A 26,079-nucleotide genomic window follows, 5' to 3' on the forward strand; every position below is an offset into this window, starting at 1 on the left:
AAGTTTGGGTTGAAAACGGTGGAATATCCGGCCTTGTCGGAAGCGGTGGAATGTATCACTGAGTGACGGCGCGTATCCACGGCCTGAAGGCCGTGGTATTGCGCCTGCTCCACCTATAAAGACCTTCTTGAGCACTGTGCAGAGGAGGGCCATCTGTATATTACAACCCCAGATACCAGACAAGTAGAAACATTTACGCAGTTACGTATCTAACCACAGGTATGACGACAGCGGTCAAAGTTGATGAGGATGCCAAGTCCCGTTTGGAAGAACTCCAGGCCGAGATCCGACTGCGGACTGGGCAGAAGGTAACACAGCAGGAGTTGCTTTCTCGACTGATTGACGACGCCTATGAGTCCCGAGATGAGGTCATCGATTCCTTCCGGGAATCCACCGTCCCGCTCTCCGAAGAGGAGAAAGAAGCAATGGCTCGTGGGCGGATTAGTTCCGGGGTCGAAACCGACGAAGACGATATCGATGACATCCTATACGGATGACGGTGATTGTCGACACTGGCGTGTTGTATGCGGATCACGACACAGATGCGAGTAGACACGAGGCTGCAACGAATGCGGTCGAGGCTATGTACGACGGAGAACTCGGACAGCCGTACGTGAGCGATTATATATACGACGAGGCCACCACGCTAACTCTGAAGCGGAGCGACGTTGAGGCGGCTAAGCGACTCGGGAAGCGGGTTCGTGGTGTCGATTCATATCCCACAACATACGAGATGCTTTCTGTTTCTGCCGCCGTGTTTGCTGACGCAGTCACAGTATTTGAGCGGTACGACGACCAGCGACTCAGCTTCACTGACGCGTCGACGGTCGCACTGTGTGAACGACACGCCATCGATGCCGTGGTAAGCTTCGATGATGACTTCGATGGTGTCGTGGACCGGATTGAACCAGGTTCTTTGTGATGTGTTTGAACTTATGATTGGGGAAACTGCTAAGTCATTATCGCAGTAATCATTACGTAGAGTATGACCTTCTACGATCGGAACGAGGAATTGGACGCCCTCGAAACGGCGTTTTCGTCTCCGGGCCATGATTTCTACGTGGTATACGGTCGCCGCCGCGTTGGGAAGACCAACCTCCTCAAAGAATTCTGTTCCGACCGTCCGCATATCTACTTCCTCGCGGCCCAAGAAGCGGAACGTCGGCAGCGCGAGAAGTTCGTCGAAACGGTTGCGACCTATTTCGATGACCGTGTCCCTCGGATTGATGGGTGGGACGAAGCCCTCGAGTACCTCGGCGACAAACTCGCCACCGAGCAACTGGTCGTCATTATTGATGAGTTCCCGTACTTAGTAGGGGAAAACGACTCTCTCCCGTCCTACCTCCAGTCGTTTGTTGACGAGCAACTCCAAGAGACAGATTCGATGCTCGTCTTGTGTGGGTCCAGCGTGAGTACGATGGAATCGGATGTCCTCGGCCATGAGAGCCCACTCTATGGCCGTCGCACGGGACAGATTGACCTGCAGCCGTTTTCGTTCAAACAAGCCCAGGAAGTCATCGCATACGATATTGAAACCGCAATTCAGTCATATGCCGTCACCGGTGGGACGCCCCTGTATCTCACACTGTTCGACTACTCGAAACCGCTCGCGGAGAACATCCAGACTGAAATCCTATCTCCAACAGCCGTCCTCTACAACGAACCTGAGTTTCTGCTCCGCACCGAGCTTCGAAACCCGGCCCGGTATCTGAGTATTCTCGAAGCAATCGCCACGGGCCACACGACGCCCAACGAAATCGCTGGCGCGACTGGTATCGATGCTGGTCCGTTGTCGAAGTACCTCCAGACGCTTCGCAACCTGCGGCTCATTGACCGGGAGGTGCCTGTGACGGCCTCACCGAAGCAGTCCAAGCGGTCGCGGTATCACGTTGCTGATGAGTTCCTTCGATTCTGGTTTCGGTTCGTCGAGCCGAATCGGTCCAGCATCGAAGAAGCGCCCGATATTGTCTACGACGGAACCATCGAACCAAACCTCCCTGATCACGTCGCCACAACCTTCGAGGCTGTCTGTCAGGAAGTCGTCTGGGACGCGATCCGTGGTGGTGATCTCGGGCCGTATGCTGCGGTCGGGCGCTGGTGGTACGGTGAAGATGAAATCGACATCGTTGGGCTCGCTCCGAACGACGACCGCATTTTGCTCGCAGAGTGTAAGTGGACGAGCGAACCGGTTGGCCAGGCGCTGGCCGCACAACTCCGCGAGAAATCCGAGCGTGTGCGATGGGGCTCCGATACGAGGGAGGTCGAATTTGCGTTGTTCTCGAAGAGCGGGTTCGTGGATGGGCTTGCCGCCGACCTGCCTAACCGATGGTCACTGTTCGGGCTGGACGACATGAACGCCCAGTTTGCATGTAAATAAAAATACTCTCAATCCCCTGTGTTGCGGTTTCTAGATCCGAGAAGAGAGAGCGTTCGGTATCCACTTCTCGCCACGACGGTTGGGACCACCCAAACGGTGCTGTCGTAGAGCTGTTCCCCGGCACACAGTGGATATATCCATTTGGCCCTGCCAGACTTCTTCCAATTTGTCACGATTCCGGCGCGGCGATAGATACATCAATCGTTGTCAACGACGTTTACGCATGGGAACAAAACAGGTTCGGCTCGACGAGGACGTGTATGCCAAAATTGCCGACGAGAAGCGGCCAAACGAAACGTTCAGCGAAGCTATCGAGCGATTGATCACCGACTGGTCACTCACAGAGTTCGACCTTGGCCTCGGCGAAGATGACACAGAGCAGTTCGCTAATGCAATCACAGAGATAGAGATGACGACCACTGAGAACGTCGACGAAACGGTTGATGAATTGAATGCCAACCCTGAATGATCGTCGACACGAGCCTCCTCATCGCGCTTGATCAGAATGATAGCGACGCTATCCGGTTAGTTGAGAACACAGAGACGGCTGGGATTCCGCTTCGAATACCCACAGCTGTGCTCATGGAACTGTACGTCTCGGTCGGGCTTGGATCAGACCCAAACACCAACGCAGCTGCACTCGAAGCACTCGTCGCAAACTATCCTGTCCTTGCACTTGATGCAAACATCGCCAAGAAGGCGGGAACACTACTCGGTCTCCACAGGGCAAGCGACACGAAACCGCAACTTGGTGCCTTCGATGCCATCGTCGCAGCGACTGGTCTCGTGTACGCTGAACCGGTGATTACCAATGACACCGACGATTTCGGTCCCGTTGAAGGGCTGGCTATCGAGACCTGGTAACTGCCCAGCAGCGACTGTTACTCCGAACCCACTCTCTCATCGCTCTCCTTCTCGGTGATTGTCACCGCGAGAGTCCGTCTCTGTGTCTCCCCCAACCACAAACCCCGTGGGTTCCGAACCAACCGTCCACAACTGTTGCACGACGATCTTCAGATCGGACAAAAAGGTTGCTGGTGAACGCACTACAGATCGTATCGCAACTTATCCTCGCTTTCGGCACTTGTCGCATCGCTGATCTGCCCTAAGCTGGTCATTGTGCCGTGGTTTCAGTGACAGGAGGTTGTCAGAACAGTTGACACGGACCAGTATATTTATTCTAGAGAGCACGCCGAGACCGTTCGTCACCGCTGAGTCATCATCGTTGATACTCTTTTGCGTATGGGTACACAGACCTGATATATGAGCAAAAATATCGAAATCAGCGACGACGTGTACCGTCGCTTGAAACGTGAAAAGGGCGACCGTAGTTTCAGTGAACTCATCGAAGAGCGTCTGGACCGCGGCGGACGGCTGGCGGATGTGACCGGCCAGGAAATCTTCGAGCCTGGGGCGTACGAGCAGGTTTCTGAGGAAATCAGCACATTGAGTGAGGGGACGCTTGATCGCGTGACTGATGAAACTTCTTGACACCTCGGTCGTCGTCGACATCGACCGTGGTGGAATCGAGGAGAAAGTCCAGAAACTCGACGAACAAGGCAGACACCTGCTCAGCATGGTCTCGGTGACTGAACTTCGGCTCGGTGTCGAGTTGCAATACGAGCAGGGAACCGACGCCTACGAGACGGCAATGGATGAATTGGTACGACCAGACGAACACGTACGAGAACATCACGAGTTCATTATACCCGTACTCACCAGATCTTCGAAAGCCCCTCGCGCAGTTCGTATTCCGGCGTGAACCCAAGCTCGTCCATCGCTCGTGCAATATCCGCCTTACTCGCATCAATATCACCCTCCCGGGCGCTTTCGTGGCGAATCCCTGGCGACTCGTCACCTAACGATTGCACAGTCTCGGCCAGCCCACGAATCGAGATGCTCTCACCGGTCCCGATATTGAACGCCATCCCGGTGACATCGGTTGTCCCGGCCAACAGATTCGCTTGCACGACATCGTCGACGAAGACAAAATCTCGTGTCTGTGACCCATCACCGTGGAGGGTCAATTCACGACCATCGCGCGCCTGCTCGAGGAAGACAGAGATCACACCGGCATACTCACCGCTCTGGCGCGGGCCAAAGACGTTGAAATATCGAAGCGCCACTGTTGGCAAGTCATAGAGCTCGTTATACAACCGAACGTATCGGTCACTACTCAGTTTCTCCAGCCCATACGGCGAGAGTGGCTCGGTTGGGTGGTCTTCGTCGATCGGAATATACTCGGGGTCCCCGTAGATGGCGGCACTCGACGCGAAGACAACACGGGCGTCGGCCTGTCTCGCAGCCTCCAGGACGTTGACTGTCCCGCTGATGTTCACGTCGTGGCTCTCGGCAGGCTGTTCGACAGACCGCTGGACGCTGACGTTGGCTGCGAAGTGGTAGATGATATCGACATCCGCTGCGGCCTCCGCAACGGCTGCCCGGTCACGAATATCTGCTTCGATAAGTTCGGCATCGTCGTGGACAAACTCGGCATGACCGCTGGACAGATTGTCGAACACACGGACCTCGTTGTCAGAAACAAGTGCGTCAACGAGATGTGAACCGATGAACCCCGCGCCGCCAGTCACGAGAATCTGTTTGCCAGTCGGTCGGTCGGCTTCGGGAAGCGCACTGAGCACATCGTGGGTCATCTTCGTTGATGAATTCCTACAGAAGCAGAAGGCATGACAGTGTTGTTTTCTGACAGTGCAGCACAAGATTAGCTTACAATTTCCGTGCTCGTTCCTCTTTTTGTCTTGAATTTGAGCACGGCAGTTGCCAGTACTACCGGTGGCGGACTCGGTATAGTCACACTCGAAGACACACCAGGCCTGAATTCTATGTGAGAAGGTTTTTTATTGCGATTCCCGACCACCCGCCTATGCAAGACAAGCGCGTTCTCGTGACTGGCGGCGCGGGATTCATTGGCTCAAATCTCGCCAATAGCCTCGCCTCAGACAACGAGGTAATCGTTGTCGACGACTGCTACCTCGGCACGCCCGAAAACCTCGACGACGCTGTCGAATTCCACGACAAATCCGTCCTTGCTGATGACCTCCCAACCGACGTAGACGTGGTCTTTCACCTCGCTGCGCTGTCGTCGTACGCGATGCACGAAGACGAACCGCGCCGCGGCGCTCGCGTCAATGTTGAAGGTTTCGTCAACGTTGTCGACCAGGCCCGCGAAGACGGGTGTAACACCGTCGTCTACGCCTCGACGTCCTCAATCTACGGCAGCCAGACCACTCCCTCGCCGGAGTCGATGGACGTGACGGTCAACACTGGCTACGAAGCCTCGAAGATGGCCCGCGAGAGCTACGGCGAGTACTTCTCGAATCACTACGACATGTCGATGGCCGGGCTGCGATTCTTCTCGGTGTATCAGGGCTACGGTGGCGCCGAGGCTCACAAAGGCGAGTACGCAAATGTCATCGCACAATTTGCCGATGACATCGCCAACGGCGAGGCGCCAGTACTGTACGGCGACGGTGAGCAGACACGCGATTTCACCCACGTCGAGGACATCGTCGCGGGGCTGGAACTGGCCGCCGACCACGAACTCGACGATGTCTACAATCTCGGCACCGGGAACCGGTACTCGTTCAACACGGTCGTCGAGATGCTCAACGACGAACTCGGAACCAGTATCAACCCAGAGTACGTCGAGAACCCAATTCCCGAGGATGTCTACGTCCACGACACCTGTGCCGACGCCGCGAAGATGCGCGAGGCGACGGGCTGGGTGCCTGAAATCGACTTCGAGGAGGGCATCGAGCGAGTCTGTGCTGTGTATCAGTAATTAGGTTTTGCCGTATCGCTCGATTATTGCCACGACGAGCGCTACTGCCACCGCAACACCGAGCACCCACCGGTCAGCGGAGACGTACAGCCCGGGCGTCGGTGGCCGCCACCACGACAGCGGATACAGCGCTGTCCCACCCGTACCGTCGGCCCACGCTTTCACCGCATCGACGGCCAGGTGTGAACAGCCACCAGCGACGAGCAGTCCAAACCCGCGCAGGCGCTGCTGTCGCTTGTCGAACAGCACCGCGCCCAACGTGGCGAGTACCACCACGCCCCCGAGGGTGTGCAACGCGGCCCAGTCGAACGGTATCCCGAGCGCTTGTGAGATGATGTAGTCATCGACAAGCAGGTAGAGACGACTCAGGTCTGGCAGTAGCGAGCCGACCATTCCGACCGCGACCCACCGACGGTCGAGCCACCCAACAGTCCAGCCCGTGGCCGTGAACAGCCCGAAAGCGAGCAAGACGTGCGTCAGGCCCTCAGCCATCTCTCTCACCTCCGTCCCGAGACACGAACCGTAGCTCTCGCAGGTCGATTCGCCAGTATCGCAGGAACAACCCGGCGGCAACCAGTCCACCGAGTAGCGAGGTGAGTAGCTTGTACGAGGTATCACCCGACGATTTGTTGACGACGACCACCGACTCGGCCGTCTGGACGGTCCCCTGCTGGGAGAGTCGGCCGTACACCTGAACCACGCCACCGGGTTCGACGTTGACAGTTGTCCCGCGCACCGTAACCGTTCGCACGACCGTCCCGCTGTCGTCCTCGACGGTCATCACCAACCCGTCCGGCGTCTGCTCCTGCACTTCGCCGAACAACAACACTGTCTCGCCGTCCCAGCCGTCGGGGTCCTCAGCCAGTTGGTCGCCGGTCGGATGCGGCCAGTTTTGGTCGTAACTCGCGCCGTAGTGGACACAGAGCCCGAGCGTACAGGCGAGGACGACCACCATCACCGCGAGACGACGACGCCGGTGCATGGACACTGTCTCCGTGCCGACTCACTAAGCAGTTCGGATGTAGCTCTCGATGGGGATAACAGGATTTTTGCCACCGCCCTGACAACCGTGGCGCAATGAGTTCCTTAGGTGGCGACGACGGGCGGACGATTCTCGACGACGAGGGTCGGTTGTTCGGCCTCGTCAACATCGTTGACCTGCTTGTCGTGTTGCTCGTGATTGCAGTAGTCGTTGCTGGTGCGGCGCTATTGCTCTCGGATTCGGGAGAAGCTGATACGCGCCACGTCACGATGAATCTCGGCTCACAGCCCGATTTCATCGCCGAAGAAATCTCACCCGGCGATACCTTCGAACCACAGGGTACGAACGATTCGGTGACGATTACTGACGTCTATCGCTACGAGGGCGGAGAGGGCACGAATGTGCTCGTCAGAGCGACAGTTCGAGGAACGGCTATCGAGCCCGAAAACCCGGAAGACGACCCAACCTTCCAGTTCCAGGGCAACGAGTTACAGGTGGGCCAGCAGATTCCGGTTCAGACCGCAGATTACAGCGTCGAAGGCCAACTTACCCAGATTCAGCGCTCCGGTGAGTCGCTGCCGACCCAGCAGCGCGAGTTCACGATAGAGACGACGGTCCCCGCTGGAACTGCGGATGAGGTGGCGGTGGGTGATACGTACGACGTTGCGGGGAACGCTGTGGCAGAGATTACTGCCATCCAGCAGTTCCCCTCACAGACGCCGGGAGAACGCATCCTCCGACTCGGCCTTTCGGCTCAGACGATTGACCGTGGAACAGTCCAGTTTGGAGATACGCCGCTTCGAATCGGCAACGCGATACCGTTCCGTGGTGAAAATTACCAGCTGTCGGGTGCGATACAGCGACTCGGGTCGAGTTCGGTCGACACGCAAGAGCGACCGTTCGTCATCGAGACGACTGTGCCCGCAGACATCGTCGAAGATATTGAGGAAGGCGACGAGTACCGGCTCAACGACCGGACACTCGTTCGCGTCGAATCAACGACGTTCTATCCTGCTGGCGACGCGGACCGACGCCAAGCCGTGCTTGGCGTCTCGGTGCTGTCAGGCGAAGAAGACGGAACTGTCGTGTTCGGCGACCGTGAACTCCGGTTCGGGGCATCGATTCCAATCCAGACTGCCGAGTACGATATTTCAGGGACGATTACTCGCCGCGGGACGAGTACGGTCGAAACCGAACTCCGACCCTTCGTCATTGAGACGACAGTGCCAGCGAGCCTCGCCGGGGACATCGACACAGGAGACGAGTACCGACTCGGCGACCAGACGCTCGTGCGCGTCGAATCGACGACGTTCTACACGGCAGCCCAAGCGGACCAGCGCCGGGCTGTGCTCGGCGTGTCGGCCCTCACCCGCGAAGACGACGGCACCATCCTATTCGGCAACCGTGAACTCCGACTCGGCCAGACGCTTCCGGTTCAGACCGCCGAGTACGATATCTCCGGTGAAATTGTCCGCCGGGACAGCACCACAGAGCCCGGTCAGTCGGATATGGTTACTGCGACGCTCGATATCCGGAACATCCGCCCGGAGATTGCGGCAGCAATCGAGCAGGGGGAGACTGAACAAATCGGCGAACAGACACTCGTCGAGGTTGTCTCGAAAACCACTCAGCCAGCGGAAATCATCCTCGAAAGTGAGAGCGGGGACATCTTCCTCCGGGAGCACCCCCGTAATCTCGATGTTGAACTCGAGGCCAACCTCCGGATTCGTGAACTTGAGGATGGCTCGCTTCGGTTCCGCACAGAGTCACTCCGAACTGGTGACACGATTGTGCTCGAACTCGGCCAGCTTCGTATCAACGCACAGGTGACCGCCCTCGGAAACTGAGTATGCGCAGCGCACTCCGGAACTCGACAGTCGTCTACATTGTTCGCAACTCGCGGGTAGCAGCGCTTCTGATGAGAATCCGCCGAGCGGTTAGTGACGACTCCGCGGACGCGCAGGACGCTGCTGACACCGAACCGGACGAGCCAAGCGGCGATACGACCGACGCCGCAACATCATCTGGCGTCGCTGCCGGCTCCTTGCTCTTTGCCGTGTTCGCTCGAACGAGTGCGTGGATCCGGGGCTCGTGGCTGTATCGCTGGCTCACCGCCGAACCCGACCCCGACGTAATCGTCATCGACCTCCGGGAGACGCGCATTGTCGGCCCGATTCTCCGCGTGCTTGACTGGCTGTTCGCCAGCCTCGGTGCGGGCAGCGACGGCTCGCTGCTCGCTGGTGCTGCACGGCGTGGCTACCGACTCGTCGTTCGTCGACCGGTCCAGCTACTGAGCGCTGGTCTCGGCGCGGGTGCGCTCGCCTTCCTCGTGCTCATAGTCGCCACGGGCAGCGAGTCGCTCTTTCTCGTCGTCGCGGCTGCTGTGTTCGCCCTTGGTGCTGCGCTCGGAAGCCGTGTCGAGTCGTCGTGGGCAGAGCTACGAGAGACGCGTCCCGTCGAATTACTCGTCGCTGCCTTCGAGCCGCCAGAGCCACCGACTCGCGACGAAGAACACGAGACAGATGACGACCGCTGAGGAGTCGAGTGCACCCCGCTTAAGTGAGCGCGAATCAGACGGAGAGGTGTGACAGAGACGGACCTCGTCGTCGCGGTGCTCGCTGGCATCATCCAGGGCATCGTCGAGTGGCTGCCCGTGTCGAGTTCCGGCAACCTCTCGCTGTTTCTTTCTCTCGTGGGCACCGACCCTGTCGTCGCAACACAACTCGCGCTTTTTATGCAACTTGGCACGACAGTTTCCGCGGCAGCGTACTACCGGACAGAGATTGCTGAGGCAACTCGCTCACTGCCCGGCTGGCGACCGCAAGCCGCCTACGCAGACGACAACGCACTCGTCTCGTACATCATCGTCGCCTCGTTTTGTACCGGTATCGTTGGGATTCCGCTGTACATATTTGCTGTCGACTTGGCTGGTCAACTCACCGGCGGCGTCTTCATTGCAACCATTGGCGCGCTGCTAGTGCTGACTGGCCTCGTCCTCGTCGCCTCAGAATCGCGCTCGATGGGTGGCAAACAGACGCCGACGCTGTTCGATTCGGTGCTGGTTGGGGCGGCACAGGGCCTCGCAATTCTGCCCGGCATCTCTCGCTCGGGGATGACCTCTAGTACACTCTTGTTCCGGAGTTACGACCCGCCAGCGGCGTTCAACCTTTCGTTCCTGCTCTCGATCCCGGCCAGTGTCGGCGCGGCAGTGCTGACCGTCGCCAGTGCCGGTGGGCTGCCAGGCATTAGCCCGACGGCCGCAGGCGTTGCCCTCGCTGTCAGCGCCGTCGTTGGCTATCTGATGATCGACTTGCTTCTCCGGGTGGTTGAGCGTATTCCATTCTGGCTGGTCTGTTTCGTTCTCGGAGCCATCGCAATCGTTGGCGGCGGTCTCGTCTCTGTGTTCGTCCCTGCGGCCTGAGTCCTCAGCGCTGGTCTTTGAACGCCGGCGTGCCGAGGTCGTGCAGTTCTGTCGATACTTCGCCGACACCATCTTTCAGTTTCTCGTGGTACTCCATGAGTCGCTCCCGCAACTCACCGTGTTCGCGGGCGAGAATCTGCGTCGCAGAGAGTGCGGCATTAAAAGATTTGCCGGCGTCGACGGCGACGAGGGGAGCGCCCTGTGGCATCCCGATGACCGACTGCAGCGATTTCTCCTGGACTGGGACGCCGATGACCGGCAGTGGGTAGGCAATCGATGCGGTCATGTTCGGCAGGTCTGCGCTCTTGCCGCCCGCACCGGCGATGATCACGTCGATGCCGCGGGCTTCGGCCGTCTCGGCGTAGCTGTACATCAACTCGGGCGTGCGGTGTGCGGAGACAACGTAGGTCTCGAAGGTAAACTCTGAGTCCGGCGGCTGGTCGTAGTCGGTCTGTTCCTCGAAGCCGAGGTCAGTGAGACAGTCGTAGGCACCGGGTCGGCCGTCCTCGGAGCCAGCCATCACGTCAAGATCCGAGTCTGAGCCCATGATGATCCCCACATCAGGTGTCTCGTCGTTCGGACGGTCAGCCTCGGCCTCTGCTTCGAGACGGTCGATCAGCGCGTCCAGTTTCTCCGTTCCCATACCTCCCCGTCTGAGCGGCGCTCACCTAAGCGTTGCAGATCCTCACTCGAGCAAGCCCATGTCCTCGGCGACCATATTCTGAATCTGGTCGGCGATATCTGGGTCGATGTGTGCAACATCCTCCCCGTCGTGCAGTTGCTCGTTGTGGCGTTCGAGGCTCTCGGCCAGGTTATCGACTGGAATCCGCGTCGTTGTCTCACACTCGGGACAGATGATAGGCACTGTCGGTGTGTCGTCACTACTCGACATACCCGAGAGTACGATACCCCCCTATATTGTCGTTATGTCTGCGGCTGTGGTCTCGGGACTCTCGAGTAACTTCGACAGAAAGTGCCTCGCGGGTCACTTCGTTCCCCGCTCGGATGTTCGAGATTTCTCGTTACACTCAAAATCTCGCGGGTCGTTCCTCCCCGCTCGCTTTACCCGAGATTCTCGCTTCACTCGAATCTCGCTACGCCAGGACAGGGATTTGAACCCTGAATCCCAAACGGGAACACGCTTTCCAGGCGTGCGCCTTACCAGATTCGGCCATCCTGGCTCGTCCTACGCTTGCCGGGAGGAAGGTTAAGACCTTTCGCTCTCGGTCGACCGCGCAGCATCGGCTTCAAAGCTATCGCGCTCACCGCCGTCAGCCGACACTGCCTCTGGCCGGTCGCTCGATGGCCCGCTCTGCAGGACGATGTACAGAATCAGCGCAGCGATGAGGAAATCGAAGGTGTGCTCGATGAGATGATGCACCACCATCGGGGTGTAGCCGAGGACGGTGCCAGCCCCGACGATCGACCGCGTGAACAGCGCTCCAACAGCAACCGCGATGAGAAAGTACCGCCGCGAGCGCCGCTGGCGGTAGGCGAACAGACTCACCACGAACAGCAGTCCGGTCCCGAGACTCGCAAGGAAGACAATACCGAGCAACAGCAGCGAGCCCTCGCCGGCCCACTCACCGCCCGCATGCAACAGCGTGCCACTCGGGTCCATATATCCACCCTTTGCAGAGCCATGCTTATTAGCTGCGAGGTGCGTCTCTCGAATTGCCTGTTGATTCGAGGATTCTCTGCAACCCGTCTCCCACGCGTTGGGGACAACCGCGCCATTTAGATACACACACATCTAAGCTCGATTTGGTGACCACACAGTGTCCGACACGCGGTCACGGATTCGTGACTGTATCAACCGCGAACCCGGCATCCACTTCAACGATATCACGCGAGAACTCGATATCGCCACTGGACAGACCCAGTACCACGTCCGAAAACTGGTGAGTGCCGGCAAACTCCACAAAGAGTCGATCGAAGGTCGGACACACTACTTCCCGCCGACGTACTCGGCGTGGGAACGAGAAGCAATTGCGCTCCTCCGTCGTGAAACGACCCGCGAAATTGTCCTCTACCTGCTGCGCAACGACCCAGCGCCACCTGCAGAAATCACGGCGCAACTCGACCTCGCACGAAGCACTGTCGAGTGGCACCTGTCCCGGCTCATCGAACGCGACATTGCGCGGAAAGAGCCTGTGAAATCCGAGGACGCTCGACTCGTGGTGACACTCTCGAACAAGCAGGAACTGTACCGACTGCTGCGCGAGATCGAGCCACGGCTGCTCGACCGCGTCGTCGACCGCTTCTCGCGGCTGACCGACGAACTCCTGGAGTAGTCGATTCTACAGGAGCACCAGAACCCCCTTTATCACCAGTCTCGCATCGGTAGCTATGCATCGTCGAACGGTACTGGCGACAGCGGCTGCCGTTGGCGCCAGTTCGCTCGCTGGCTGTCTCGGGACGAGTAACTCCGATGAGTCAGTGCCCGACCCCGTCTCACTGTCCGGAACGAAATACGACTATCAGGGCGGGATGGTAATCGGTTCCCACGGCGGGCCGAACGGCCAGATATTCTACGCCGACGAACAGCCCCAGCAACTCGGTGGTTCCGCCAGTTTCCAGCCCGTCCACGAGGGCCACGAAGACGGCGGTGACAACGGCTCTCACAGCGACGCCTCGACAGAGAACCTTGCGTGGTTTCACACCCTCGTGCACGGACTGTTTCCGTACCACTTTACGCGACGTGACCGTGGCTGGACGGCCGAGGTAATCTACGTCACGGATTACAGCCGCGTCGACTGGGACCTCTCCGAAGACGACTCCCGGCCCGTGATGCCCTCCCCGACGGCCGCAGACACGTTTGCCGACGCGACGGAGCTTACCTATGTCGGTGACAGCGACGTAATGGGCGGGATGGGCCCGGCGTTGCACCCCTTTTCCGACCAATCCGAGGCAGAATCCTTCGCCGAGACGTACAACGGCACGCGCTACGAATTTGACGACATTACGCGGCCGCTGATCGACTCCCTGCAGGATTCGGGAACGATGAACTAACTCCGATTCGGGAGGTGCACCAATGAAGCTATACGTGACAGAAGCAGGGATTGAACAGTGAGCTCGACGTTCGGCAGACTCGTTCGTGCGACACCCTCCAGACGGGCCAGTCTTGCCGTCATTACGCTGGTCCTCGTTCTCTCTGTCGGGATATTCGCTATTGACGCGGGCGGGGCCACGGAACCAGTTCCATTCGATCAGACTGTCGAGGCGGGTCTCGCTGCCGAATCCGAGCAGGTCCTCAAGCAGGTCGACGCAACAGTTCCTCGGGCCGAAGTCTTTCACTCGCAGTACCAGTTTGTCGTCGGCTATCGGGGCGTGAGCTATCTCATCGACGGGCTCCAACAGTCCGGCCACGCCAAGCAGTTCGGCCGTCCGGTCGCCATTTACGTTTCTGATTATACAGACACGGAGCCGACGCTGACCGAGGCGGGCTACCCACAGACTGCAACTGACCCCGGCTGGGTCCGGGTCCAAGACGCCGTCTTTGTCGTCGACAGCGAGGCACGCTTGCCCGCCGGTGACGCCATTGTGCCGTTCAGTTCGCGCCGCGACGCCACCAGCTTTACCGACGACCACGGCGGCCAGATTCTCGACTGGGAGGCGGTCAGAACCCGAGAGACCGGCCTCGATACCGTCAGTCGAGTGCGCGGCCGCGTCGACCGGCAGCACAGCAGCGCCGACGACCGCGTCGCCAGCACCCGAACACTCACCGACCAAGACGCCGCCATCGTCGTCGGTGAGGACGCCCCGACCATTCAGGCTGCACTCGACGCAGCGCCGCCAAACGCGACGATCCGTGTCCCGCCCGGCACGTACACCGAACAACTGCAGATCAATCGCTCGGTGACAATCCGCGGCCCCGGAGCAACAGTCCGCGGCGACGGCAACGGCTCGGTACTCAGCGTGACCGGCACTGACGTGGCGATTACTGGCCTCACAATCACCGGCGTTGGCGACTCGACCGAACCTGAGGACGGCGAGGTCGAACAGGAACAGTGGGATTCCTTCGTCGAGTCGGGCTACGGCCGCAGTGACGCCGCCATCGAGGCTGACAACGTCTCGACGCTGTTCGTTGCCGATGTCGACATCACCACCCCGACCACCGGCGTCCTCCTCAGAGACGTCGGCACCACCGTCGTTGAGAACACGACAATCCGCGGCGCGAAGCAACATCGCGAGGGATTCATGGGTCTGACGTCGATTCGCTCGCCGGTCGTCGTACAGAACTCGACGCTCGTCGACGGCCGCGATGGGGTCTATCTCCACCGCGCCGACGGCTCCGTTATCCGGGACAATCGGTTCGTCTCGAACCGCTACGGTGTCCACCTGATGTACACCTCCGAGACACTGATTGCCGATAACGTGGCCCGACAGGAGCGATTTGCTGGCGTGACGGTCATGACCGACCCATCCAGCAATGCAATCGTCGGCAACGATGTCCGCAACTCGACGACGGGACTGACGCTCAGCGGTGCCAACAGCTACGTCGCGGACAATATTCTCGCCGAGAACGACCGCGGTATCATGGCTGGGACCGAGCGCTCGCTGTACGAACGAAACGTCATCTTCGGTAACGACCTCGGGTTTCGCATCGGGTCACTCCGGCCCTCGAATCGCGTCGTCGGTAACGATTTCGTCGACAACGATGACACCGTCGAGGTCGGTGCTGGCCCGTTGCGGATCTGGAATCACGACGGCGAGGGCAACTACTGGTCCAAGCGACCGAACCGCCTGGCTACCGGGTCGTACTCCCCAACCGGTCGGCTGGATACCAGCCTGCGCGACCCCGGCGTGTGGACACTGACAGCCTCGCCTGCCGCGACGGCACTTGGTCTGGTCAGAGATACCGTTGCTGGCTCCCGCAAGAGCGAAGTACTCGACACTCACCCACGGTCGCGGCCGGTTCACCCCGAGACAGTTGCCGACCTCGAAACAACTGATGATGACTGAGCAACAATCCACCACGACAGCGAACAGCACCGCCGACCAGCCCTGTCTCAGTGCCGAGGGCCTGAGTCGAGCCTTCGGTTCGGTCACCGTCGTTGCTGACGTTGACCTGTCACTGTCTCGCGGCACGCTCCACGCAGTAATCGGGCCGAACGGCTCGGGCAAGACGACGCTGCTCGAACTGCTTGCAGGCCTCGGCCAGCCCACGTCCGGCACTGTCACGGCTCACGTCGACGCCACCCCTCGAACGATCGGGTATCTGCCCCAGCGACCGGCGTTTCGTCCTTCCTTTACCGCACTAGAAACGCTCGAATTCTACACCGCACTGGTCGGTGACGACCCCGAGGCGTTGCTCGCTCGCGTTGGACTGGGCGACGCGGCTGACCGCCGTGTCGAGGACCTCTCGGGTGGAATGACTCGTCTGCTGGGGCTGGCACAGGCGATTGCGGGCGACCCGCCGATTGTCCTGCTCGACGAACCCGGCAGCGGACTCGACCCCGGAATGCGCGCCCGGACAATCGAGGTGGCTCGCTCGCTGGCCGACGACGGGACGAGCGTGCTGTACACGACACACGACCTCGAACTCGCCGAGCAGTTCTGTGATTCCCTCTCGGTGCTCAACGCCGGCAGCGTCGCTGCGACAGGGTCGCCGACAGAACTGCTTGAGGCGTACGACGCCACAAGTTTGCGAGAGGTGTTCGACCATCTCGCCGACACGGGCGAGGCGGTGACTGTCCTAGGTGAGTCTGATAGATGAGTTCCAGCGACACCCCTCCCGCGGCTGACTTGATCCAAGCGGTTGCGGTTCGAGAACTGTTTACCGTCGGGCGTGCCCGGAGTCCGTTCGTGCTGTTTGCCGGACTCTTCGCGGTGGTCGTCGGCGTCGGTATCCTCGGCGGCGAGGCACGATATTTACCGACAATTGCGGACTTGCTGCTGCCGATGGAGTTGCTCGTCCCGACGGTTGCGCTGGCGCTTGGCTACCGGCCGATCGCCAGTGACGCACAGCGTGGTGAACTGGCCGTGCTGCAGACCTACCCGCTGCACGACGGCGAGTACACTCTCGGTGTCTTTCTCGGCCGAGCCGTTGCGCTGGTGGCGATGCTGGCGGTCCCGCTGCTGATTCTTGGTGTCTATCTCGGCGTCACCAGCCCCGAGACACCGTCGCTGTTTGCGACACAGCAGGGGATGGACTCGCCGCTCACCTACGTCCGGTTTCTCCTGCTCACGCTGCTGTTCGGACTGGTGGTTCTCGCGCTGGCACTTTGCCTGTCGGCGCTGGCCCGCTCCCAACGCAGTGCATTCATCTTCGCCGGTGGCGCGCTCGTGTTCGTGGTGGTCGTGCTGGACCTGCTCGTTCTCCGTGGATTCACCGCCGGCACACTTGGCAGTGACCAACTGGTTGCGCTGCTCGCCGCGTCGCCAACCAGCGCCTACCGCGGGCTTGTCTTCGAGATTGTCCTCGGCACTCCGGGAGTGTCGGCTCCACAGGCCTCGGTTCTGCTCAGTCTGGCTAGCCTCACAATTTGGCTCTGTGGTTCGCTCGCTGTCACGACAGCCATGCTCGGCCGGCGGTGAGCCGGATGACAGCAAGGCCGTCTCCAACGACTTAAATATATCTGGCCAGTACCCTCGCGTGTGCTCTCTATCGACCTGCACACTCACTCCGAGGCTTCCTTCGACGGCCGTGATTCGGTCGACCTCATCCTCCAACAGGCCGAGGCGGTCGGGCTGGACGCGGTCGCTATCACCGACCACGACGAAATCTGGGCCAGTCGCGAGGCTGTCGAACGCGCCTCGGAGTACGACTTGGTTGCCATCCCCGGGATGGAAGTCTCAAGTGCTGCCGGTCACGTCCTCTCGCTGGGAACTGAAACAGAGATTCCGCCGAATCTCTCCTTCGCGGAGACTGTTGCACGCATCCGCGACGCGGGCGGACTCGCTGTCGTTCCCCATCCGTACCAGGAGACCAGAAGCGGCGTCCTGAAAAACGTCGCCGAGGACGCCCTGGAGATTGCCGACGCCATCGAGGTGTACAACTCTCGGCTGCTCACTGGCCGTGCAAACAGACAGGCTCGCCAGTTTGCGACCGAGCGTGACCTCCCGATGACTGCCGGCAGCGACGCCCACGTCTGTGAGATGGTCGGGCAGGCAGTCACCGAAGTCGACCCCGACGAACGCAGTGTCGACGGCATTCTGACGGAGATTCGCGAGGGGCGAACCCGCGTCAAGGGGACGAGAACGCCCTGGCGGATCAGTTTCCGTCAGGCTGCCGGCGGGGCGAAACGACGGGTGAAACACCGTCTCGCAAGTATGGCCGGCGTGTTCAGCACGTCTGACTGACTCAGTTTAGTCGCGTCTGGAACCACGGCCTGAGCACGTGCGCTGCGAGTGCAGTTCCACCCCCGACGACTGTCGTGACAGCGACAACGACGCCGAGCGCCGCGAACTGTTGAGTCGTGAGCTGGTAGGCCTGCAGCAAGACCAGAAAGGTGAGCGATCCGACCAGTCCCCAGAGCAGACTCGCTTTGGTCCGCGGCTCCATTACTTCGTGGCGATAGCTTCGATTTCGACGCCGACGCCTTTCGGGAGTTCGTTGACGCCGATTGCACTCCGAGCTGGTGGTTCGTCGTCGAAAAACGACTCGTAGGTGGAGTTCATCCCCTCAAAATCATCCATATCGGCCAGGAAAACCGTCGTTTTCAGGATGTCGGTCATCTCGACACCGGCCTCGTTCAGGACTGCTTCGAGATTCTCCAGGGCCTGCTCGGTCTGGACGTCGATTGCCGCACTGTCGAGCAGGTCGCCGTCCGGGGTCAGGGCAATCTGTCCGGCCGTAAAGACGAGGTCTTCTGTCGCTGCTGCTTGGCTGTAGGCGCCGAGTGCGGCTGGTGCGTCGTCGGTGCTGATGATTTGTTTCATACTTACGATGGCGGCCGGCGACGACATAAATCCAGTCCCGTTCCGTGGCTGCACATCCCTCCGTTCCCGACAGACCACCTTTTTTCGACTCGGGTGCGCTCCGCGCACCGCTCGCCGAAAAAACGTGGGCGAAAAAGCTCTCGCTGCTCGCGCCGCTCGCAGCGAGTGAACCGCGCTCGCTGCGCTCGCGCGGATGCTATCCAAATGGAAAATCCGCTCAGACTGCGTTACGCCGTCGCTTCGGCAATCTTCTCGATGGCGATGTCCATCGTCACGCCTTCGACCTCCCACTCCTTGCGGTGGCCGTCCTCGACAGCCCCGAATTTGCCGCGGACCTCATCGGCGATTAGGTCCTCGTGCTCGCGGACGAGGTCAGCGACGCGGTCGTCCTGCACGTCGAGACTGAGACGGATGCCTGCCTGAATGTCCAGTTCGAGGTCTTTGCGCATCTCCTGCACCCGCCGAATAACCTCGCGAGCGTAGCCCTCACTCTCGATGTCGTCGGTCAGCGTGGTATCGACGTAGACCTGCCCGCTCACCTGCTCGTCGGCATCCTCGACCGCGAACTCGGCGCTGGAGACGCCATCGGGCAGTTCCAGCACTGGCTTGACCATCGAGTCTTCGAGGTCGACAGCGAGTCCGGTCGCGTCTTCGACGGCTGCTTCGAGCGCGTCGAGACTCCACTCGTCCACTGAGGCCTCGTTGAGCGCATTCATCACACGGCCGGCGTCATCGCCGAAGGCAGGACCGAGTTCGCTCATGTCTGCCTCCGCGGAGTAGGCCAGTTCCGCCCAGTCCTCGTCGGGGCCGACAATCTCGATACTCCGGGCGTTTAGCCGCTCTTCGAGCAGGTCGCGCTGGGCCTCGACAGCCTCGACGACCTCCGTGGTCGGTGCGCTGACGACCGCTCGTGCGATGGGCCAGCGGAGTTTCCGCTCGGCCTGCTGGCGCGCTGCAGAGCCGGCCTGTTCGACCTCCCGCACGATTTCGATTTCCCGTTCCAGTTGCGGGTCGCGGAACTGCTCGTCTGCCTCGGGCCAGTCACACATGTGGACGGTCGGGTGGCCGGCGTCGCCGGTCAGCGCGTCGTAAATCTCCTCGGCGACGAAGGGCGTGAACGGCGCAAAGAGGGCCGAGACCTCTTCGAGCACGCGATACAGCGTGGCGTAGGCGGCCTGCTTGGAGGCCGACTCACTCTCCTCCCACATTCGCTCGCGAACGACCTGGATGTAGAACCGCGAGACGTCCTCGACGACGAAGTCCAGCAGTTCCTCAACGGCCTTGTCGTTCTCGAAGTCGTCCATGTGCTCGGTCATCGCAACCTCGACGCTCTGGAGCCGCGAGAGCACCCACTCGTCGACGAGTTCGAGGTCGTCCTCGACTGCCTCGACTGTCGTCTCGTCGGGATTGAAATCGTCCGCGCGCATGTACGGCAGTGGGAAGCGCGCGACGTTCCAAAGGATGTTGAGTCGCCGCTGCATTTCGCTGGTCTCCTCCCACGAGAAGTTCATGTCCTCGCCCTGAGCGGTCACCGACAGCAGGAACAACCGCATCGGGTCGCGGCCGTGCTTCTCGATGACGTCGTGCGGGTCGATGAGCACGCCCTTCGACTTGGACATCCCGCGACCGTCGGGCATGTTCGCGTAGCCGTGCATCAGCACCTGTTTGTACGGAATTTCGTCCATCGCAGCAGTGGCCATCCCGAGCTGCGACCAGAACCACCCGCGGGTCTGGTCGTGGGCTTCCATAATCAAGTCAGCAGGCCACAGTTCGTCGAACTCGGCTTGCTTCTCGGGATAATCGAGTGTTCCCCACGACGCAACGGAGGAATCCAGCCACACGTCGAACACGTCGCCGACGCGACTGTAGGTCGTCCCGTCCTCGGTAATTGTAATCTCGTCGACGGTGCCCTTGTGAAGGTCGACCGATTCGGGGTCGATTTCCTGGTCTGCTCGGTCGGCCAACTCCTCGCGGTCGCCGACGACGACGACGTTCGACATATCACCATCCCAGTCTTCGGGTGTCCAGATTGGAATCGGAATGCCCCAGTAGCGCTGTCGGGAGACGTTCCAGTCCGGGGCCTCCTCGACGAAGTCGCGGAAGCGGTTGTCTCGGGCCCACGACGGATGCCACTCGGAATCCTCGATGTTCGCGAGCAGGTCATCCTTGATGTCGGTGATGGTGATGAACCACTGGTCGGTGACGATGCGGACGATATCGGTGTCACAGCGCCAGCACTGCCCCTCGCGGACGTTCGTCTGGTCGTCTGCGAGCAGGTGCCCCTTCGCGCTGAGGTCGCCGATAATCGCGTCGTTTGCCTCGCGGACGAATGTGCCGGCGTACTCGCCGGCGTCGTCGTTGTACCGCCCGTCGCTGTCGACCGGACAGAACACTTCTAGCCCGAGTTCCTGCCCGCGCTCGAAGTCCTCTTCACCGTGACCGGGCGCGGAGTGGACCAGTCCAGTTCGGTCGGCTTCGACGTATTCTGCGGTGTAGACCTGTCCCGAACCTTCGGCGCTCGCGTGGTCTGGCACCTCCTCGGCCAGTGGGTGGTCGTACTCCCAGCCGACCATCTCCTCGCCGCTGAGGGTCTCGACGATTTCGTACTCCTCGTAGCGACCCTCTTTCAGCACTTCTTCGACGACTGCCTCGGCAACGTACAGGCGCTCGGTTTCGCCGTTTTTCTCTGCATCCACGCCAACGTAATCGAGGTCACCGTCGACGGCGACGAAGGTGTTTGCGACGATGGTCCACGGCGTCGTCGTCCAGATAACGAGGTTCCCCTCACGCTCTTCGCTCGCGGCTTCGCCGCTCGCGCCGTCCGAGACCTCCCCTCGGTCAGTCTCGCGCAGTGGGAACTTGACGTAAATCGACGGCTTGTGCACTTCGTGGTACTCGACCTCGTTGTTGGCGATGGCGGTCTCACAGCGGGGACACTGGTTGATCGAGCGCATCCCCTGCTCGACGAGGCCGCGCTCGTGAGCCTGCTCGAAGCCCCACCACGCGGCTTCCATGTACTCGGGATTCACTGTTTTGTACGGGTCGTCCCAGTCCATCCAGACGCCGAAGTCCTGGAAGTCCTCCTGCAGGCCGTCGAGTTGCTCCTCGGCGAAGTCCTTGCACTCCTCGATGAAGGCCTGCTCGCCGAACTCCTCGATATCTTTCTTGTTCTCGAAGTCAAGTCGCTCCTCGACTTTCGTCTCGATGGGGAGGCCGTGCATGTCGTAGCCCGGCCGGTCGGTCACGTCGTAGCCTTGCATCCGGTGATAGCGGATGTAGGCGTCCTTCAGCGTCTTGTTCCAGGTTGTGCCCATGTGCGCTGCGCCGGAGGTGTACGGTGGGCCGTCGACAAAGAAAAACGTCTCCTCATCGGCACGGTGCTCGACCGTCTGTTCGTAGGCGTCGACCGCATCCCAGTACTCGAAGACCCGGTCTTCGACTGCCGCAGGCTCGTACTGGTCGGTCACGTCCTCGAATCGGCCGTGACCCCCAGTCTGCTCGTCGCTCATACACGATATATCCGGCGGCGGGATTAAAGGACAATCGGTTGTGTGTGAGCAGCTCAGACGACAGTTTTTGCCCCTCCAGCCCCAATACAAGTCGTGAGCGATTACGACTCCGTTCTGATTTACGACGGCGAGTGTCCGTACTGCTCGGTCGCCGCTCGGGCTCTGGAAGCCATCGACGACATCGGTGCGATTTCGTGGTACGACGACGCCGCACAGCAGTTCCTCGAAGCACAGTTCGGCGAGACGCCCTTCGCGATGGTGCTGGTCGACCGCACCGAGAAGGCCGTCTACGGTGGCCGGGCCGCCGCCGAGGAGTTGACCGACCGTGCCGGCATGCCGGGACTGGTCGGCTCGCTTGTCCGAGATAATTACGAGTCGATTGCCAAGGTCGTCGGACTGGCCAGCGGCCGGGGCCGTGACCCCGACGACGTGCACGAACGCTACGAACTAACCGAGGCTGGCGCGGCCGCCTTCGACGCGCTCGCGGCCAACTCACAGGACCGCGATATCCGCGCCGAAGCCTAACTACCGACTCGCCCTATTCTGCCGGAGAGAACTCGCGTTTCACTCCCAGCCCCGGCTTTGGCACCACGACACTGCGTTTTGTCAGTCTACTCCGGCGTGGGTTCGCTGCAGAACCGCTATTTGATATCGCGGCATTTGGTTTATCGCGAAATACTCGTCAGTGACCCTCCCAGACGAGTACTCGTCGCGCTACCGGCGAAAACGGGCCGTAGCTTACCGCAGGCGGAGCAACCCGGCGAGCACGCCGCCAGCCCGGACCTCGACAGCCTCAGAAACCAACGCTGCGGTCAGTCGCCCCGCGTTGGCCTCGGCACCGACAACTGCGAGCACGGCATCCCCCGTTCTGACTTCGAGAGTTACGCCGGCTGCATCCAAAAAATTCGCCAGTTCTGCAACGAATCCGCTACCCTGTTGCAGCACAACAAGACAGGCCGCAACCGAGGGTGCCTGTACGACGACCCGGTCTCCGCGTCCGTCAACTGCGAACACCCGCCCCTCGACTGTCACCGACAGATTTGCCTCGATCTGCAGTCGGCCACGCTGGTGAGCAAGCTCCGCAAGCGAGTCACCGGCGGCGTCGACGGCCATCAGTCGCGGTCTTCAGTCGTAATTCGTAGTTCACCGTCGACACGCCAGCGGGCATGTTCGGCGTCCTCACCGGTCTTACTCGGCACGTCTATCTCCATATCGGTGAACTCGTAGGTGATTTCTGCGCCGCGACCGGTCAGCCGGTCATAGAGACCGATTGCGAGTTCTGGCCAGGTCGTTGTCTCGTCGACATGTTCTTCTGGAGCATCTGTTTCGCTCATACCTCCTCTAGGGAAAACTGTTACTTAAAGTTCCGTACTGCCCAACATTTCTCGGTGCCCGACTCAGGCCTGCAGTTTCTGCTCGAATTTCTCGCGGACTTTCTCGATTTTCGGCTGGGCGTGCATCTGACAGTAGGCGTCGTTGGGATTTTTCTCGAAGTAGTCTTGATGTTTCTCCTCTGCCCGGTAGAAGGTCTCAAGTCGGTCGAGTTCGGTCACGACATCGTCGTCGTACTCCTCGTCGAGCGCTTCGATGTAGGCTTCGGCCTGCTCGCGCTGGTCTTCGCCGTCGTAGAGGATGATCGAACGATACTGCGTCCCCACGTCCGGCCCTTGTCGGTTGAGTTGTGTCGGGTCGTGAACCGCGAAAAACACCTCCAGCAGTTCGTCGTAGCCAATTACATCGGGGTCGTACTCGACCTGTACGACCTCAGCGTGGCCGGTATTTCCCGAACAGACCGCCCGATAACTGGGGTCCTCGGTATGGCCACCGGCGTAGCCCGAGACGGCCGCATGGACGCCGTCGAGTTCTTTGAACGCCGCTTCGACACACCAGAAACAGCCGCCGCCGAATGTTGCCTTGTCGGACATACGCGACATTAGAGCCGAATTCGTATGTATCTGACTGCGCAGTAACCGAGAAGCGCTCGCACACACACTCGACGACCTCACGGCTCAGCGCCAGTCGTAGACCGTCACTGCGCGGTCAGTCCGGGACGAGCGACCGTTGGGGTTGCGCCGCGGCGCGTCGTCCTGTCGGCGGGCAGCGAGCCCATCCTTACAGCCGCCGAGAATATTTGTCACCACGTCACGACCCGCCCCGAACCATTGCGATGGACGACTTTCACCGCGGGAGACGGCTTTGAGTTCACCGCCCGCGTCGCGCAGTGCGAGGCCACCTAGCCGCCCGAGAACCCTCGGGCGCAAACTGTAGTTTTTGACGAGTCGGTAGCCCAGCGAGCGGTATTTCCAGTCTCTGTCGACTTCGAGTTCGCCGCCGTCGGCGTCGACGCCGCGGGTGACACTCATCTCTTCGTCCCAGCGTGCCTCGACACCTGTCGCGGCGAGTCGGTGGGCGAAATCTCGTGCGCCACCAATCTGCAGGTATTCGTCGAACCCATCCAGTTGCTCGCTGACCTCTCGCTGGAAGGCCATGTTACCAGCATTCAGATAGGTAATCGCTCGGCCGGCGACCGTCTCGCGTTCGACATCCCGGACGACCCGTCCGTCGGGAAGCGTCAGCGTCGGGCCGGTCACGACCTTGTTGGATTGAATCCCCTCCCGGACGGCCTCAAGCCACCGCTCAGTGACAGAGAGGGTGTGGTTGACCAGCGCGATTGCGTCGCCGCGAGCCCGGTCGATACCGGCGTTCCGTGCGGCGTTGATCGTCCGGTCGGCCAACTCGATCAGAACATCGACGTCGTCGCGCTCGCGAACCATCCCCGTCGTCCCGTCCGCTGAGGGCCCGTTGACGACGAGCACTTCTGTGTCTGGCGCGTGCTCGGCAAGTGCGTCCAGACAGCCCGTCAGCTCGTCACGGGCGTTCAGTGTTGGAACGACGACGGACAACTCCATACCCGTGTCTACTGAGTGGCTCGCATATAAGCGCCGTGGGCCGCGCTAGAATGGAGCTTCGACGTCGCTGCTCTCGCCTGCACTGTCGGATTCTGCGCCGACTTCGACGGTTTCGGGGTCGACATTCACCTTCTCGGCCAGGTCACCGTTCTCGTGGTGCTCTTCGAGGATGTCGCTGCCACCGATGAACTCGCCGTCGACGAACGTCTGCGGGGTGGTCTCCCAGCCGCTGTGTTCGTTCAGCGCCTCGCGGAACGCTTCCAGATTCTGGAGTACGTCGACGGTGGCGACACCGTCAGCACCGCGGTACTGCTGGAGCAGTGTGACTGCCTTCTGTGAGTAGCCACACTGTGGCATCCGCGCGTCGCCTTTCATGAACAGGACGACTTCCTCCGATTCGATTGCCTCGTCGACGACCTCCTGTACTTCGTCGGGACTCAGGTCTGGTTCCGTGGGGTCAAACGTCATACGCTATACTGGTGGCTCGGCGTCCAAAACGTTGGCGTTGAGAATCGCACTCGTTCTCTCGACGTCTTCTGCCACGCTGTTGGCTGCCCGGAGCGCTTCGTTTTCAGTCGTCATCAGCTGTGTACGCTCCACTCCGGTGTTCGATTCGGTGGATTTCGAGAACCTGGCCGCCATGGTTGAGTACGCAGGCGAGACAATACTGGCCGACTCGGAGCTTCGAGACGATTCGGTCCTGAACGTGCCCGTCGAGTAACTCGAACTGGTCCGCAGCCTGCGGCGTGAACTGCCAGCTCCAGTCCTCCTCACTCGTCATCCTCACCCATCATCTCAAGCACGTCCTCCCGAGAGACCATCTCCGACTCACCCGACCGGAGTTCGTGTTCGCTCGCCGCAATCTGTTTCCAGCCCTCGCGGGAGAACGCTGGGTGTTTCACCGCGTCACGCGCGGCGTACCGGAGAAACTCACTTCGGGAATTAAAGCCCTCTTGCTCCCACGTTGCGTCGATATCTTCGAGGAACGCCTTGCTGAGTCGGAGATTAATCTGGACCATCTCGGGGCCGTCGTCGCCTGCCGTATTATCCGTACCAGACATATACAGATGCTTTGCAGACGTATATACAAAAACGCTGCTGTCGCCAGGGTGCCAGCACGCGCTCTCCGGTCACCACGGCTGTTGCACGCTTTAGATTCAGAGTTACCAGCCGCAGTACCGCTCGTCAAAAAATT

34 protein-coding genes and 1 tRNA gene are annotated in these 26,079 nt (G+C 60.4%); 18 read left to right on the forward strand and 17 right to left on the reverse strand.

Annotated elements, in window-relative coordinates; all coding sequences use genetic code 11:
- Positions 1–221 precede the first annotated feature (221 nt).
- From ACMGFM_RS10770 to ACMGFM_RS10800, 7 genes are all read left to right on the forward strand, one after another.
- Positions 222–497, forward strand: coding sequence for a hypothetical protein (locus ACMGFM_RS10770; protein ID WP_436902610.1), 276 nt, complete (start codon positions 222–224; stop codon positions 495–497).
- Positions 494–922 carry a type II toxin-antitoxin system VapC family toxin gene (locus ACMGFM_RS10775; protein WP_436902611.1) on the forward strand — a complete coding sequence of 143 codons (429 nt, stop codon included), beginning with the start codon at positions 494–496 and terminating at the stop codon, positions 920–922. The genes ACMGFM_RS10770 and ACMGFM_RS10775 overlap by 4 nt, the downstream gene beginning before the upstream one ends.
- Before the next feature lie 63 nt (positions 923–985).
- A complete protein-coding gene (locus tag ACMGFM_RS10780) occupies positions 986–2,377 on the forward strand; it encodes an ATP-binding protein (RefSeq protein ID WP_436902612.1) in 1,392 nt (463 codons plus the stop codon).
- 223 nt (positions 2,378–2,600) lie between these two features.
- Complete coding sequence (locus ACMGFM_RS10785; protein ID WP_436902613.1) at positions 2,601–2,846, forward strand: antitoxin VapB family protein; 246 nt, start codon at positions 2,601–2,603, stop codon at positions 2,844–2,846.
- The gene (locus tag ACMGFM_RS10790; protein ID WP_436902614.1) at positions 2,843–3,241 is read left to right on the forward strand and encodes a PIN domain-containing protein; all 399 of its coding nucleotides are present in this window, start codon (positions 2,843–2,845) and stop codon (positions 3,239–3,241) included. The genes ACMGFM_RS10785 and ACMGFM_RS10790 overlap by 4 nt, the downstream gene beginning before the upstream one ends.
- Before the next feature lie 399 nt (positions 3,242–3,640).
- Positions 3,641–3,868 carry an antitoxin VapB family protein gene (locus ACMGFM_RS10795; protein WP_436902615.1) on the forward strand — a complete coding sequence of 76 codons (228 nt, stop codon included), beginning with the start codon at positions 3,641–3,643 and terminating at the stop codon, positions 3,866–3,868.
- On the forward strand, positions 3,855–4,139 hold the full coding sequence (locus ACMGFM_RS10800; protein ID WP_436902616.1) for a type II toxin-antitoxin system VapC family toxin: 285 nt from the start codon (positions 3,855–3,857) through the stop codon (positions 4,137–4,139). The genes ACMGFM_RS10795 and ACMGFM_RS10800 overlap by 14 nt, the downstream gene beginning before the upstream one ends.
- On the opposite strand, the gene ACMGFM_RS10805 is transcribed toward ACMGFM_RS10800, so the two are convergent.
- Positions 4,093–5,031 (reverse strand): NAD-dependent epimerase/dehydratase family protein, encoded by a 939-nt coding sequence (locus tag ACMGFM_RS10805; RefSeq protein WP_436902617.1) that lies wholly within the window; start codon positions 5,029–5,031, stop codon positions 4,093–4,095. The genes ACMGFM_RS10800 and ACMGFM_RS10805 overlap by 47 nt on opposite strands.
- A gap of 230 nt (positions 5,032–5,261) precedes the next feature.
- Here ACMGFM_RS10805 and ACMGFM_RS10810 point away from each other — a divergent pair, with 230 nt between their 5' ends.
- Complete coding sequence (locus tag ACMGFM_RS10810; protein WP_436902618.1) at positions 5,262–6,179, forward strand: NAD-dependent epimerase/dehydratase family protein; 918 nt, start codon at positions 5,262–5,264, stop codon at positions 6,177–6,179.
- Here the strand turns inward: ACMGFM_RS10810 and ACMGFM_RS10815 are convergent, their stop codons facing one another.
- Both ACMGFM_RS10815 and ACMGFM_RS10820 read right to left on the reverse strand, forming a co-directional pair.
- On the reverse strand, positions 6,180–6,671 hold the full coding sequence (locus ACMGFM_RS10815) for a metal-dependent hydrolase (RefSeq protein WP_436902619.1): 492 nt from the start codon (positions 6,669–6,671) through the stop codon (positions 6,180–6,182).
- Positions 6,664–7,161, reverse strand: coding sequence for an OB-like fold-containing membrane protein (locus tag ACMGFM_RS10820; RefSeq protein ID WP_436902621.1), 498 nt, complete (start codon positions 7,159–7,161; stop codon positions 6,664–6,666). Before ACMGFM_RS10820 ends, ACMGFM_RS10815 begins: the two co-directional genes overlap by 8 nt.
- A 95-nt stretch (positions 7,162–7,256) precedes the next feature.
- Between ACMGFM_RS10820 and ACMGFM_RS10825 the strand changes: the two genes are divergently transcribed.
- From ACMGFM_RS10825 to ACMGFM_RS10835, 3 genes are read left to right on the forward strand one after another with little or no spacing between them, the layout of a single operon-like run.
- Positions 7,257–9,008 (forward strand): DUF4330 family protein, encoded by a 1,752-nt coding sequence (locus tag ACMGFM_RS10825; protein WP_436902622.1) that lies wholly within the window; start codon positions 7,257–7,259, stop codon positions 9,006–9,008.
- Positions 9,009–9,010: 2 nt separating this feature from the next.
- Positions 9,011–9,697, forward strand: a complete 687-nt coding sequence (locus ACMGFM_RS10830; protein ID WP_436902623.1) for a hypothetical protein — start codon at positions 9,011–9,013, stop codon at positions 9,695–9,697.
- Between the two features lie 48 nt (positions 9,698–9,745).
- Positions 9,746–10,582: an undecaprenyl-diphosphate phosphatase gene (locus ACMGFM_RS10835; protein ID WP_436902624.1), complete on the forward strand. Its 837-nt coding sequence runs from the start codon at positions 9,746–9,748 to the stop codon at positions 10,580–10,582.
- Positions 10,583–10,586: 4 nt separating this feature from the next.
- On the opposite strand, the gene purE is transcribed toward ACMGFM_RS10835, so the two are convergent.
- The 4 genes from purE to ACMGFM_RS10855 form a co-directional block, all read right to left on the reverse strand.
- The gene (gene purE / locus ACMGFM_RS10840) at positions 10,587–11,225 is read right to left on the reverse strand and encodes a 5-(carboxyamino)imidazole ribonucleotide mutase (RefSeq protein WP_436902625.1); all 639 of its coding nucleotides are present in this window, start codon (positions 11,223–11,225) and stop codon (positions 10,587–10,589) included.
- A gap of 42 nt (positions 11,226–11,267) precedes the next feature.
- Entirely contained in the window at positions 11,268–11,474 is a 207-nt protein-coding gene (locus tag ACMGFM_RS10845; protein ID WP_436902626.1) for a DUF8149 family protein, read from the reverse strand.
- 205 nt (positions 11,475–11,679) lie between these two features.
- Positions 11,680–11,763, reverse strand: a tRNA-Ser gene (locus ACMGFM_RS10850).
- Positions 11,764–11,789: 26 nt separating this feature from the next.
- The gene (locus ACMGFM_RS10855; RefSeq protein ID WP_436902628.1) at positions 11,790–12,203 is read right to left on the reverse strand and encodes a DUF7471 family protein; all 414 of its coding nucleotides are present in this window, start codon (positions 12,201–12,203) and stop codon (positions 11,790–11,792) included.
- A 157-nt stretch (positions 12,204–12,360) separates the two neighbouring features.
- Between ACMGFM_RS10855 and ACMGFM_RS10860 the strand changes: the two genes are divergently transcribed.
- Genes ACMGFM_RS10860 through ACMGFM_RS10885 form a run of 6 tightly spaced genes read left to right on the forward strand, consistent with a single transcriptional unit; the run spans position 12,361 to position 17,887 of the window.
- Positions 12,361–12,876: a winged helix-turn-helix transcriptional regulator gene (locus ACMGFM_RS10860; RefSeq protein ID WP_436902630.1), complete on the forward strand. Its 516-nt coding sequence runs from the start codon at positions 12,361–12,363 to the stop codon at positions 12,874–12,876.
- A 55-nt stretch (positions 12,877–12,931) separates the two neighbouring features.
- Positions 12,932–13,594 carry a nitrous oxide reductase accessory protein NosL gene (locus ACMGFM_RS10865; RefSeq protein ID WP_436902631.1) on the forward strand — a complete coding sequence of 221 codons (663 nt, stop codon included), beginning with the start codon at positions 12,932–12,934 and terminating at the stop codon, positions 13,592–13,594.
- 57 nt (positions 13,595–13,651) lie between these two features.
- The gene (locus ACMGFM_RS10870; protein WP_436902632.1) at positions 13,652–15,547 is read left to right on the forward strand and encodes a NosD domain-containing protein; all 1,896 of its coding nucleotides are present in this window, start codon (positions 13,652–13,654) and stop codon (positions 15,545–15,547) included.
- Complete coding sequence (locus ACMGFM_RS10875) at positions 15,540–16,301, forward strand: ABC transporter ATP-binding protein (RefSeq protein WP_436902634.1); 762 nt, start codon at positions 15,540–15,542, stop codon at positions 16,299–16,301. Before ACMGFM_RS10870 ends, ACMGFM_RS10875 begins: the two co-directional genes overlap by 8 nt.
- Positions 16,298–17,122, forward strand: coding sequence for an ABC transporter permease (locus ACMGFM_RS10880; RefSeq protein ID WP_436902635.1), 825 nt, complete (start codon positions 16,298–16,300; stop codon positions 17,120–17,122). The genes ACMGFM_RS10875 and ACMGFM_RS10880 overlap by 4 nt, the downstream gene beginning before the upstream one ends.
- A gap of 60 nt (positions 17,123–17,182) precedes the next feature.
- Positions 17,183–17,887 carry a CehA/McbA family metallohydrolase gene (locus ACMGFM_RS10885; protein ID WP_436902636.1) on the forward strand — a complete coding sequence of 235 codons (705 nt, stop codon included), beginning with the start codon at positions 17,183–17,185 and terminating at the stop codon, positions 17,885–17,887.
- A 1-nt stretch (position 17,888) separates the two neighbouring features.
- Here ACMGFM_RS10885 and ACMGFM_RS10890 read toward each other — a convergent pair whose 3' ends face one another.
- The 3 genes from ACMGFM_RS10890 to ileS all read right to left on the reverse strand — a co-directional run bounded on the left by ACMGFM_RS10890 (position 17,889) and on the right by ileS (position 21,975).
- Entirely contained in the window at positions 17,889–18,089 is a 201-nt protein-coding gene (locus ACMGFM_RS10890; RefSeq protein ID WP_436902637.1) for a DUF7981 family protein, read from the reverse strand.
- Positions 18,089–18,466, reverse strand: coding sequence for a Rid family detoxifying hydrolase (locus ACMGFM_RS10895; protein ID WP_436902638.1), 378 nt, complete (start codon positions 18,464–18,466; stop codon positions 18,089–18,091). Before ACMGFM_RS10895 ends, ACMGFM_RS10890 begins: the two co-directional genes overlap by 1 nt.
- Positions 18,467–18,693: 227 nt before the next feature.
- Positions 18,694–21,975, reverse strand: a complete 3,282-nt coding sequence (gene ileS, locus ACMGFM_RS10900; protein ID WP_436902639.1) for an isoleucine--tRNA ligase — start codon at positions 21,973–21,975, stop codon at positions 18,694–18,696.
- Between the two features lie 93 nt (positions 21,976–22,068).
- Here ileS and ACMGFM_RS10905 point away from each other — a divergent pair, with 93 nt between their 5' ends.
- Positions 22,069–22,500: a DCC1-like thiol-disulfide oxidoreductase family protein gene (locus tag ACMGFM_RS10905; protein WP_436902640.1), complete on the forward strand. Its 432-nt coding sequence runs from the start codon at positions 22,069–22,071 to the stop codon at positions 22,498–22,500.
- 213 nt (positions 22,501–22,713) lie between these two features.
- On the opposite strand, the gene ACMGFM_RS10910 is transcribed toward ACMGFM_RS10905, so the two are convergent.
- The 7 genes from ACMGFM_RS10910 to ACMGFM_RS10940 all read right to left on the reverse strand — a co-directional run bounded on the left by ACMGFM_RS10910 (position 22,714) and on the right by ACMGFM_RS10940 (position 25,945).
- Complete coding sequence (locus ACMGFM_RS10910) at positions 22,714–23,088, reverse strand: hypothetical protein (protein WP_436902641.1); 375 nt, start codon at positions 23,086–23,088, stop codon at positions 22,714–22,716.
- The gene (locus ACMGFM_RS10915) at positions 23,088–23,309 is read right to left on the reverse strand and encodes a hypothetical protein (RefSeq protein ID WP_436902642.1); all 222 of its coding nucleotides are present in this window, start codon (positions 23,307–23,309) and stop codon (positions 23,088–23,090) included. The genes ACMGFM_RS10910 and ACMGFM_RS10915 overlap by 1 nt, the downstream gene beginning before the upstream one ends.
- 63 nt (positions 23,310–23,372) lie before the next feature.
- A complete protein-coding gene (gene msrA, locus ACMGFM_RS10920) occupies positions 23,373–23,900 on the reverse strand; it encodes a peptide-methionine (S)-S-oxide reductase MsrA (RefSeq protein WP_436902643.1) in 528 nt (175 codons plus the stop codon).
- An 84-nt stretch (positions 23,901–23,984) separates the two neighbouring features.
- Positions 23,985–24,884, reverse strand: coding sequence for a glycosyltransferase family 2 protein (locus tag ACMGFM_RS10925; RefSeq protein WP_436902644.1), 900 nt, complete (start codon positions 24,882–24,884; stop codon positions 23,985–23,987).
- 45 nt (positions 24,885–24,929) lie between these two features.
- On the reverse strand, positions 24,930–25,352 hold the full coding sequence (locus ACMGFM_RS10930; protein ID WP_436902645.1) for a glutaredoxin family protein: 423 nt from the start codon (positions 25,350–25,352) through the stop codon (positions 24,930–24,932).
- A 103-nt stretch (positions 25,353–25,455) separates the two neighbouring features.
- Positions 25,456–25,665: a type II toxin-antitoxin system RelE family toxin gene (locus ACMGFM_RS10935; protein WP_436902646.1), complete on the reverse strand. Its 210-nt coding sequence runs from the start codon at positions 25,663–25,665 to the stop codon at positions 25,456–25,458.
- Positions 25,655–25,945 (reverse strand): ribbon-helix-helix domain-containing protein, encoded by a 291-nt coding sequence (locus ACMGFM_RS10940; RefSeq protein ID WP_436902647.1) that lies wholly within the window; start codon positions 25,943–25,945, stop codon positions 25,655–25,657. The genes ACMGFM_RS10935 and ACMGFM_RS10940 overlap by 11 nt, the downstream gene beginning before the upstream one ends.
- Between the last annotated feature and the right edge of the window lie 134 nt (positions 25,946–26,079).

The sequence above is a fragment of the Halovenus halobia genome (assembly GCF_051414135.1).
Lineage (GTDB): Archaea > Halobacteriota > Halobacteria > Halobacteriales > Haloarculaceae > Halovenus > Halovenus halobia.

What these genes read in the sequence shown, in the direction of transcription:
- ACMGFM_RS10770 (WP_436902610.1), top strand. Translation starts at nt 222, where the DNA reads ATGACGACAGCGGTCAAAGTTGATGAGGATGCCAAGTCCCGTTTGGAA.
- ACMGFM_RS10775 (WP_436902611.1), top strand. Translation starts at nt 494, where the DNA reads ATGACGGTGATTGTCGACACTGGCGTGTTGTATGCGGATCACGACACA.
- ACMGFM_RS10780 (WP_436902612.1), top strand. Translation starts at nt 986, where the DNA reads ATGACCTTCTACGATCGGAACGAGGAATTGGACGCCCTCGAAACGGCG.
- ACMGFM_RS10785 (WP_436902613.1), top strand. Translation starts at nt 2,601, where the DNA reads ATGGGAACAAAACAGGTTCGGCTCGACGAGGACGTGTATGCCAAAATT.
- ACMGFM_RS10790 (WP_436902614.1), top strand. Translation starts at nt 2,843, where the DNA reads ATGATCGTCGACACGAGCCTCCTCATCGCGCTTGATCAGAATGATAGC.
- ACMGFM_RS10795 (WP_436902615.1), top strand. Translation starts at nt 3,641, where the DNA reads ATGAGCAAAAATATCGAAATCAGCGACGACGTGTACCGTCGCTTGAAA.
- ACMGFM_RS10800 (WP_436902616.1), top strand. Translation starts at nt 3,855, where the DNA reads ATGAAACTTCTTGACACCTCGGTCGTCGTCGACATCGACCGTGGTGGA.
- ACMGFM_RS10805 (WP_436902617.1), bottom strand. Translation starts at nt 5,031, where the DNA reads ATGACCCACGATGTGCTCAGTGCGCTTCCCGAAGCCGACCGACCGACT.
- ACMGFM_RS10810 (WP_436902618.1), top strand. Translation starts at nt 5,262, where the DNA reads ATGCAAGACAAGCGCGTTCTCGTGACTGGCGGCGCGGGATTCATTGGC.
- ACMGFM_RS10815 (WP_436902619.1), bottom strand. Translation starts at nt 6,671, where the DNA reads ATGGCTGAGGGCCTGACGCACGTCTTGCTCGCTTTCGGGCTGTTCACG.
- ACMGFM_RS10820 (WP_436902621.1), bottom strand. Translation starts at nt 7,161, where the DNA reads ATGCACCGGCGTCGTCGTCTCGCGGTGATGGTGGTCGTCCTCGCCTGT.
- ACMGFM_RS10825 (WP_436902622.1), top strand. Translation starts at nt 7,257, where the DNA reads ATGAGTTCCTTAGGTGGCGACGACGGGCGGACGATTCTCGACGACGAG.
- ACMGFM_RS10830 (WP_436902623.1), top strand. Translation starts at nt 9,011, where the DNA reads ATGCGCAGCGCACTCCGGAACTCGACAGTCGTCTACATTGTTCGCAAC.
- purE (WP_436902625.1), bottom strand. Translation starts at nt 11,225, where the DNA reads ATGGGAACGGAGAAACTGGACGCGCTGATCGACCGTCTCGAAGCAGAG.
- ACMGFM_RS10845 (WP_436902626.1), bottom strand. Translation starts at nt 11,474, where the DNA reads ATGTCGAGTAGTGACGACACACCGACAGTGCCTATCATCTGTCCCGAG.
- ACMGFM_RS10855 (WP_436902628.1), bottom strand. Translation starts at nt 12,203, where the DNA reads ATGGACCCGAGTGGCACGCTGTTGCATGCGGGCGGTGAGTGGGCCGGC.
- ACMGFM_RS10865 (WP_436902631.1), top strand. Translation starts at nt 12,932, where the DNA reads ATGCATCGTCGAACGGTACTGGCGACAGCGGCTGCCGTTGGCGCCAGT.
- ACMGFM_RS10875 (WP_436902634.1), top strand. Translation starts at nt 15,540, where the DNA reads ATGACTGAGCAACAATCCACCACGACAGCGAACAGCACCGCCGACCAG.
- ACMGFM_RS10880 (WP_436902635.1), top strand. Translation starts at nt 16,298, where the DNA reads ATGAGTTCCAGCGACACCCCTCCCGCGGCTGACTTGATCCAAGCGGTT.
- ACMGFM_RS10890 (WP_436902637.1), bottom strand. Translation starts at nt 18,089, where the DNA reads ATGGAGCCGCGGACCAAAGCGAGTCTGCTCTGGGGACTGGTCGGATCG.
- ACMGFM_RS10895 (WP_436902638.1), bottom strand. Translation starts at nt 18,466, where the DNA reads ATGAAACAAATCATCAGCACCGACGACGCACCAGCCGCACTCGGCGCC.
- ileS (WP_436902639.1), bottom strand. Translation starts at nt 21,975, where the DNA reads ATGAGCGACGAGCAGACTGGGGGTCACGGCCGATTCGAGGACGTGACC.
- ACMGFM_RS10910 (WP_436902641.1), bottom strand. Translation starts at nt 23,088, where the DNA reads ATGGCCGTCGACGCCGCCGGTGACTCGCTTGCGGAGCTTGCTCACCAG.
- ACMGFM_RS10915 (WP_436902642.1), bottom strand. Translation starts at nt 23,309, where the DNA reads ATGAGCGAAACAGATGCTCCAGAAGAACATGTCGACGAGACAACGACC.
- msrA (WP_436902643.1), bottom strand. Translation starts at nt 23,900, where the DNA reads ATGTCCGACAAGGCAACATTCGGCGGCGGCTGTTTCTGGTGTGTCGAA.
- ACMGFM_RS10925 (WP_436902644.1), bottom strand. Translation starts at nt 24,884, where the DNA reads ATGGAGTTGTCCGTCGTCGTTCCAACACTGAACGCCCGTGACGAGCTG.
- ACMGFM_RS10930 (WP_436902645.1), bottom strand. Translation starts at nt 25,352, where the DNA reads ATGACGTTTGACCCCACGGAACCAGACCTGAGTCCCGACGAAGTACAG.
- ACMGFM_RS10935 (WP_436902646.1), bottom strand. Translation starts at nt 25,665, where the DNA reads ATGACGAGTGAGGAGGACTGGAGCTGGCAGTTCACGCCGCAGGCTGCG.
- ACMGFM_RS10940 (WP_436902647.1), bottom strand. Translation starts at nt 25,945, where the DNA reads ATGTCTGGTACGGATAATACGGCAGGCGACGACGGCCCCGAGATGGTC.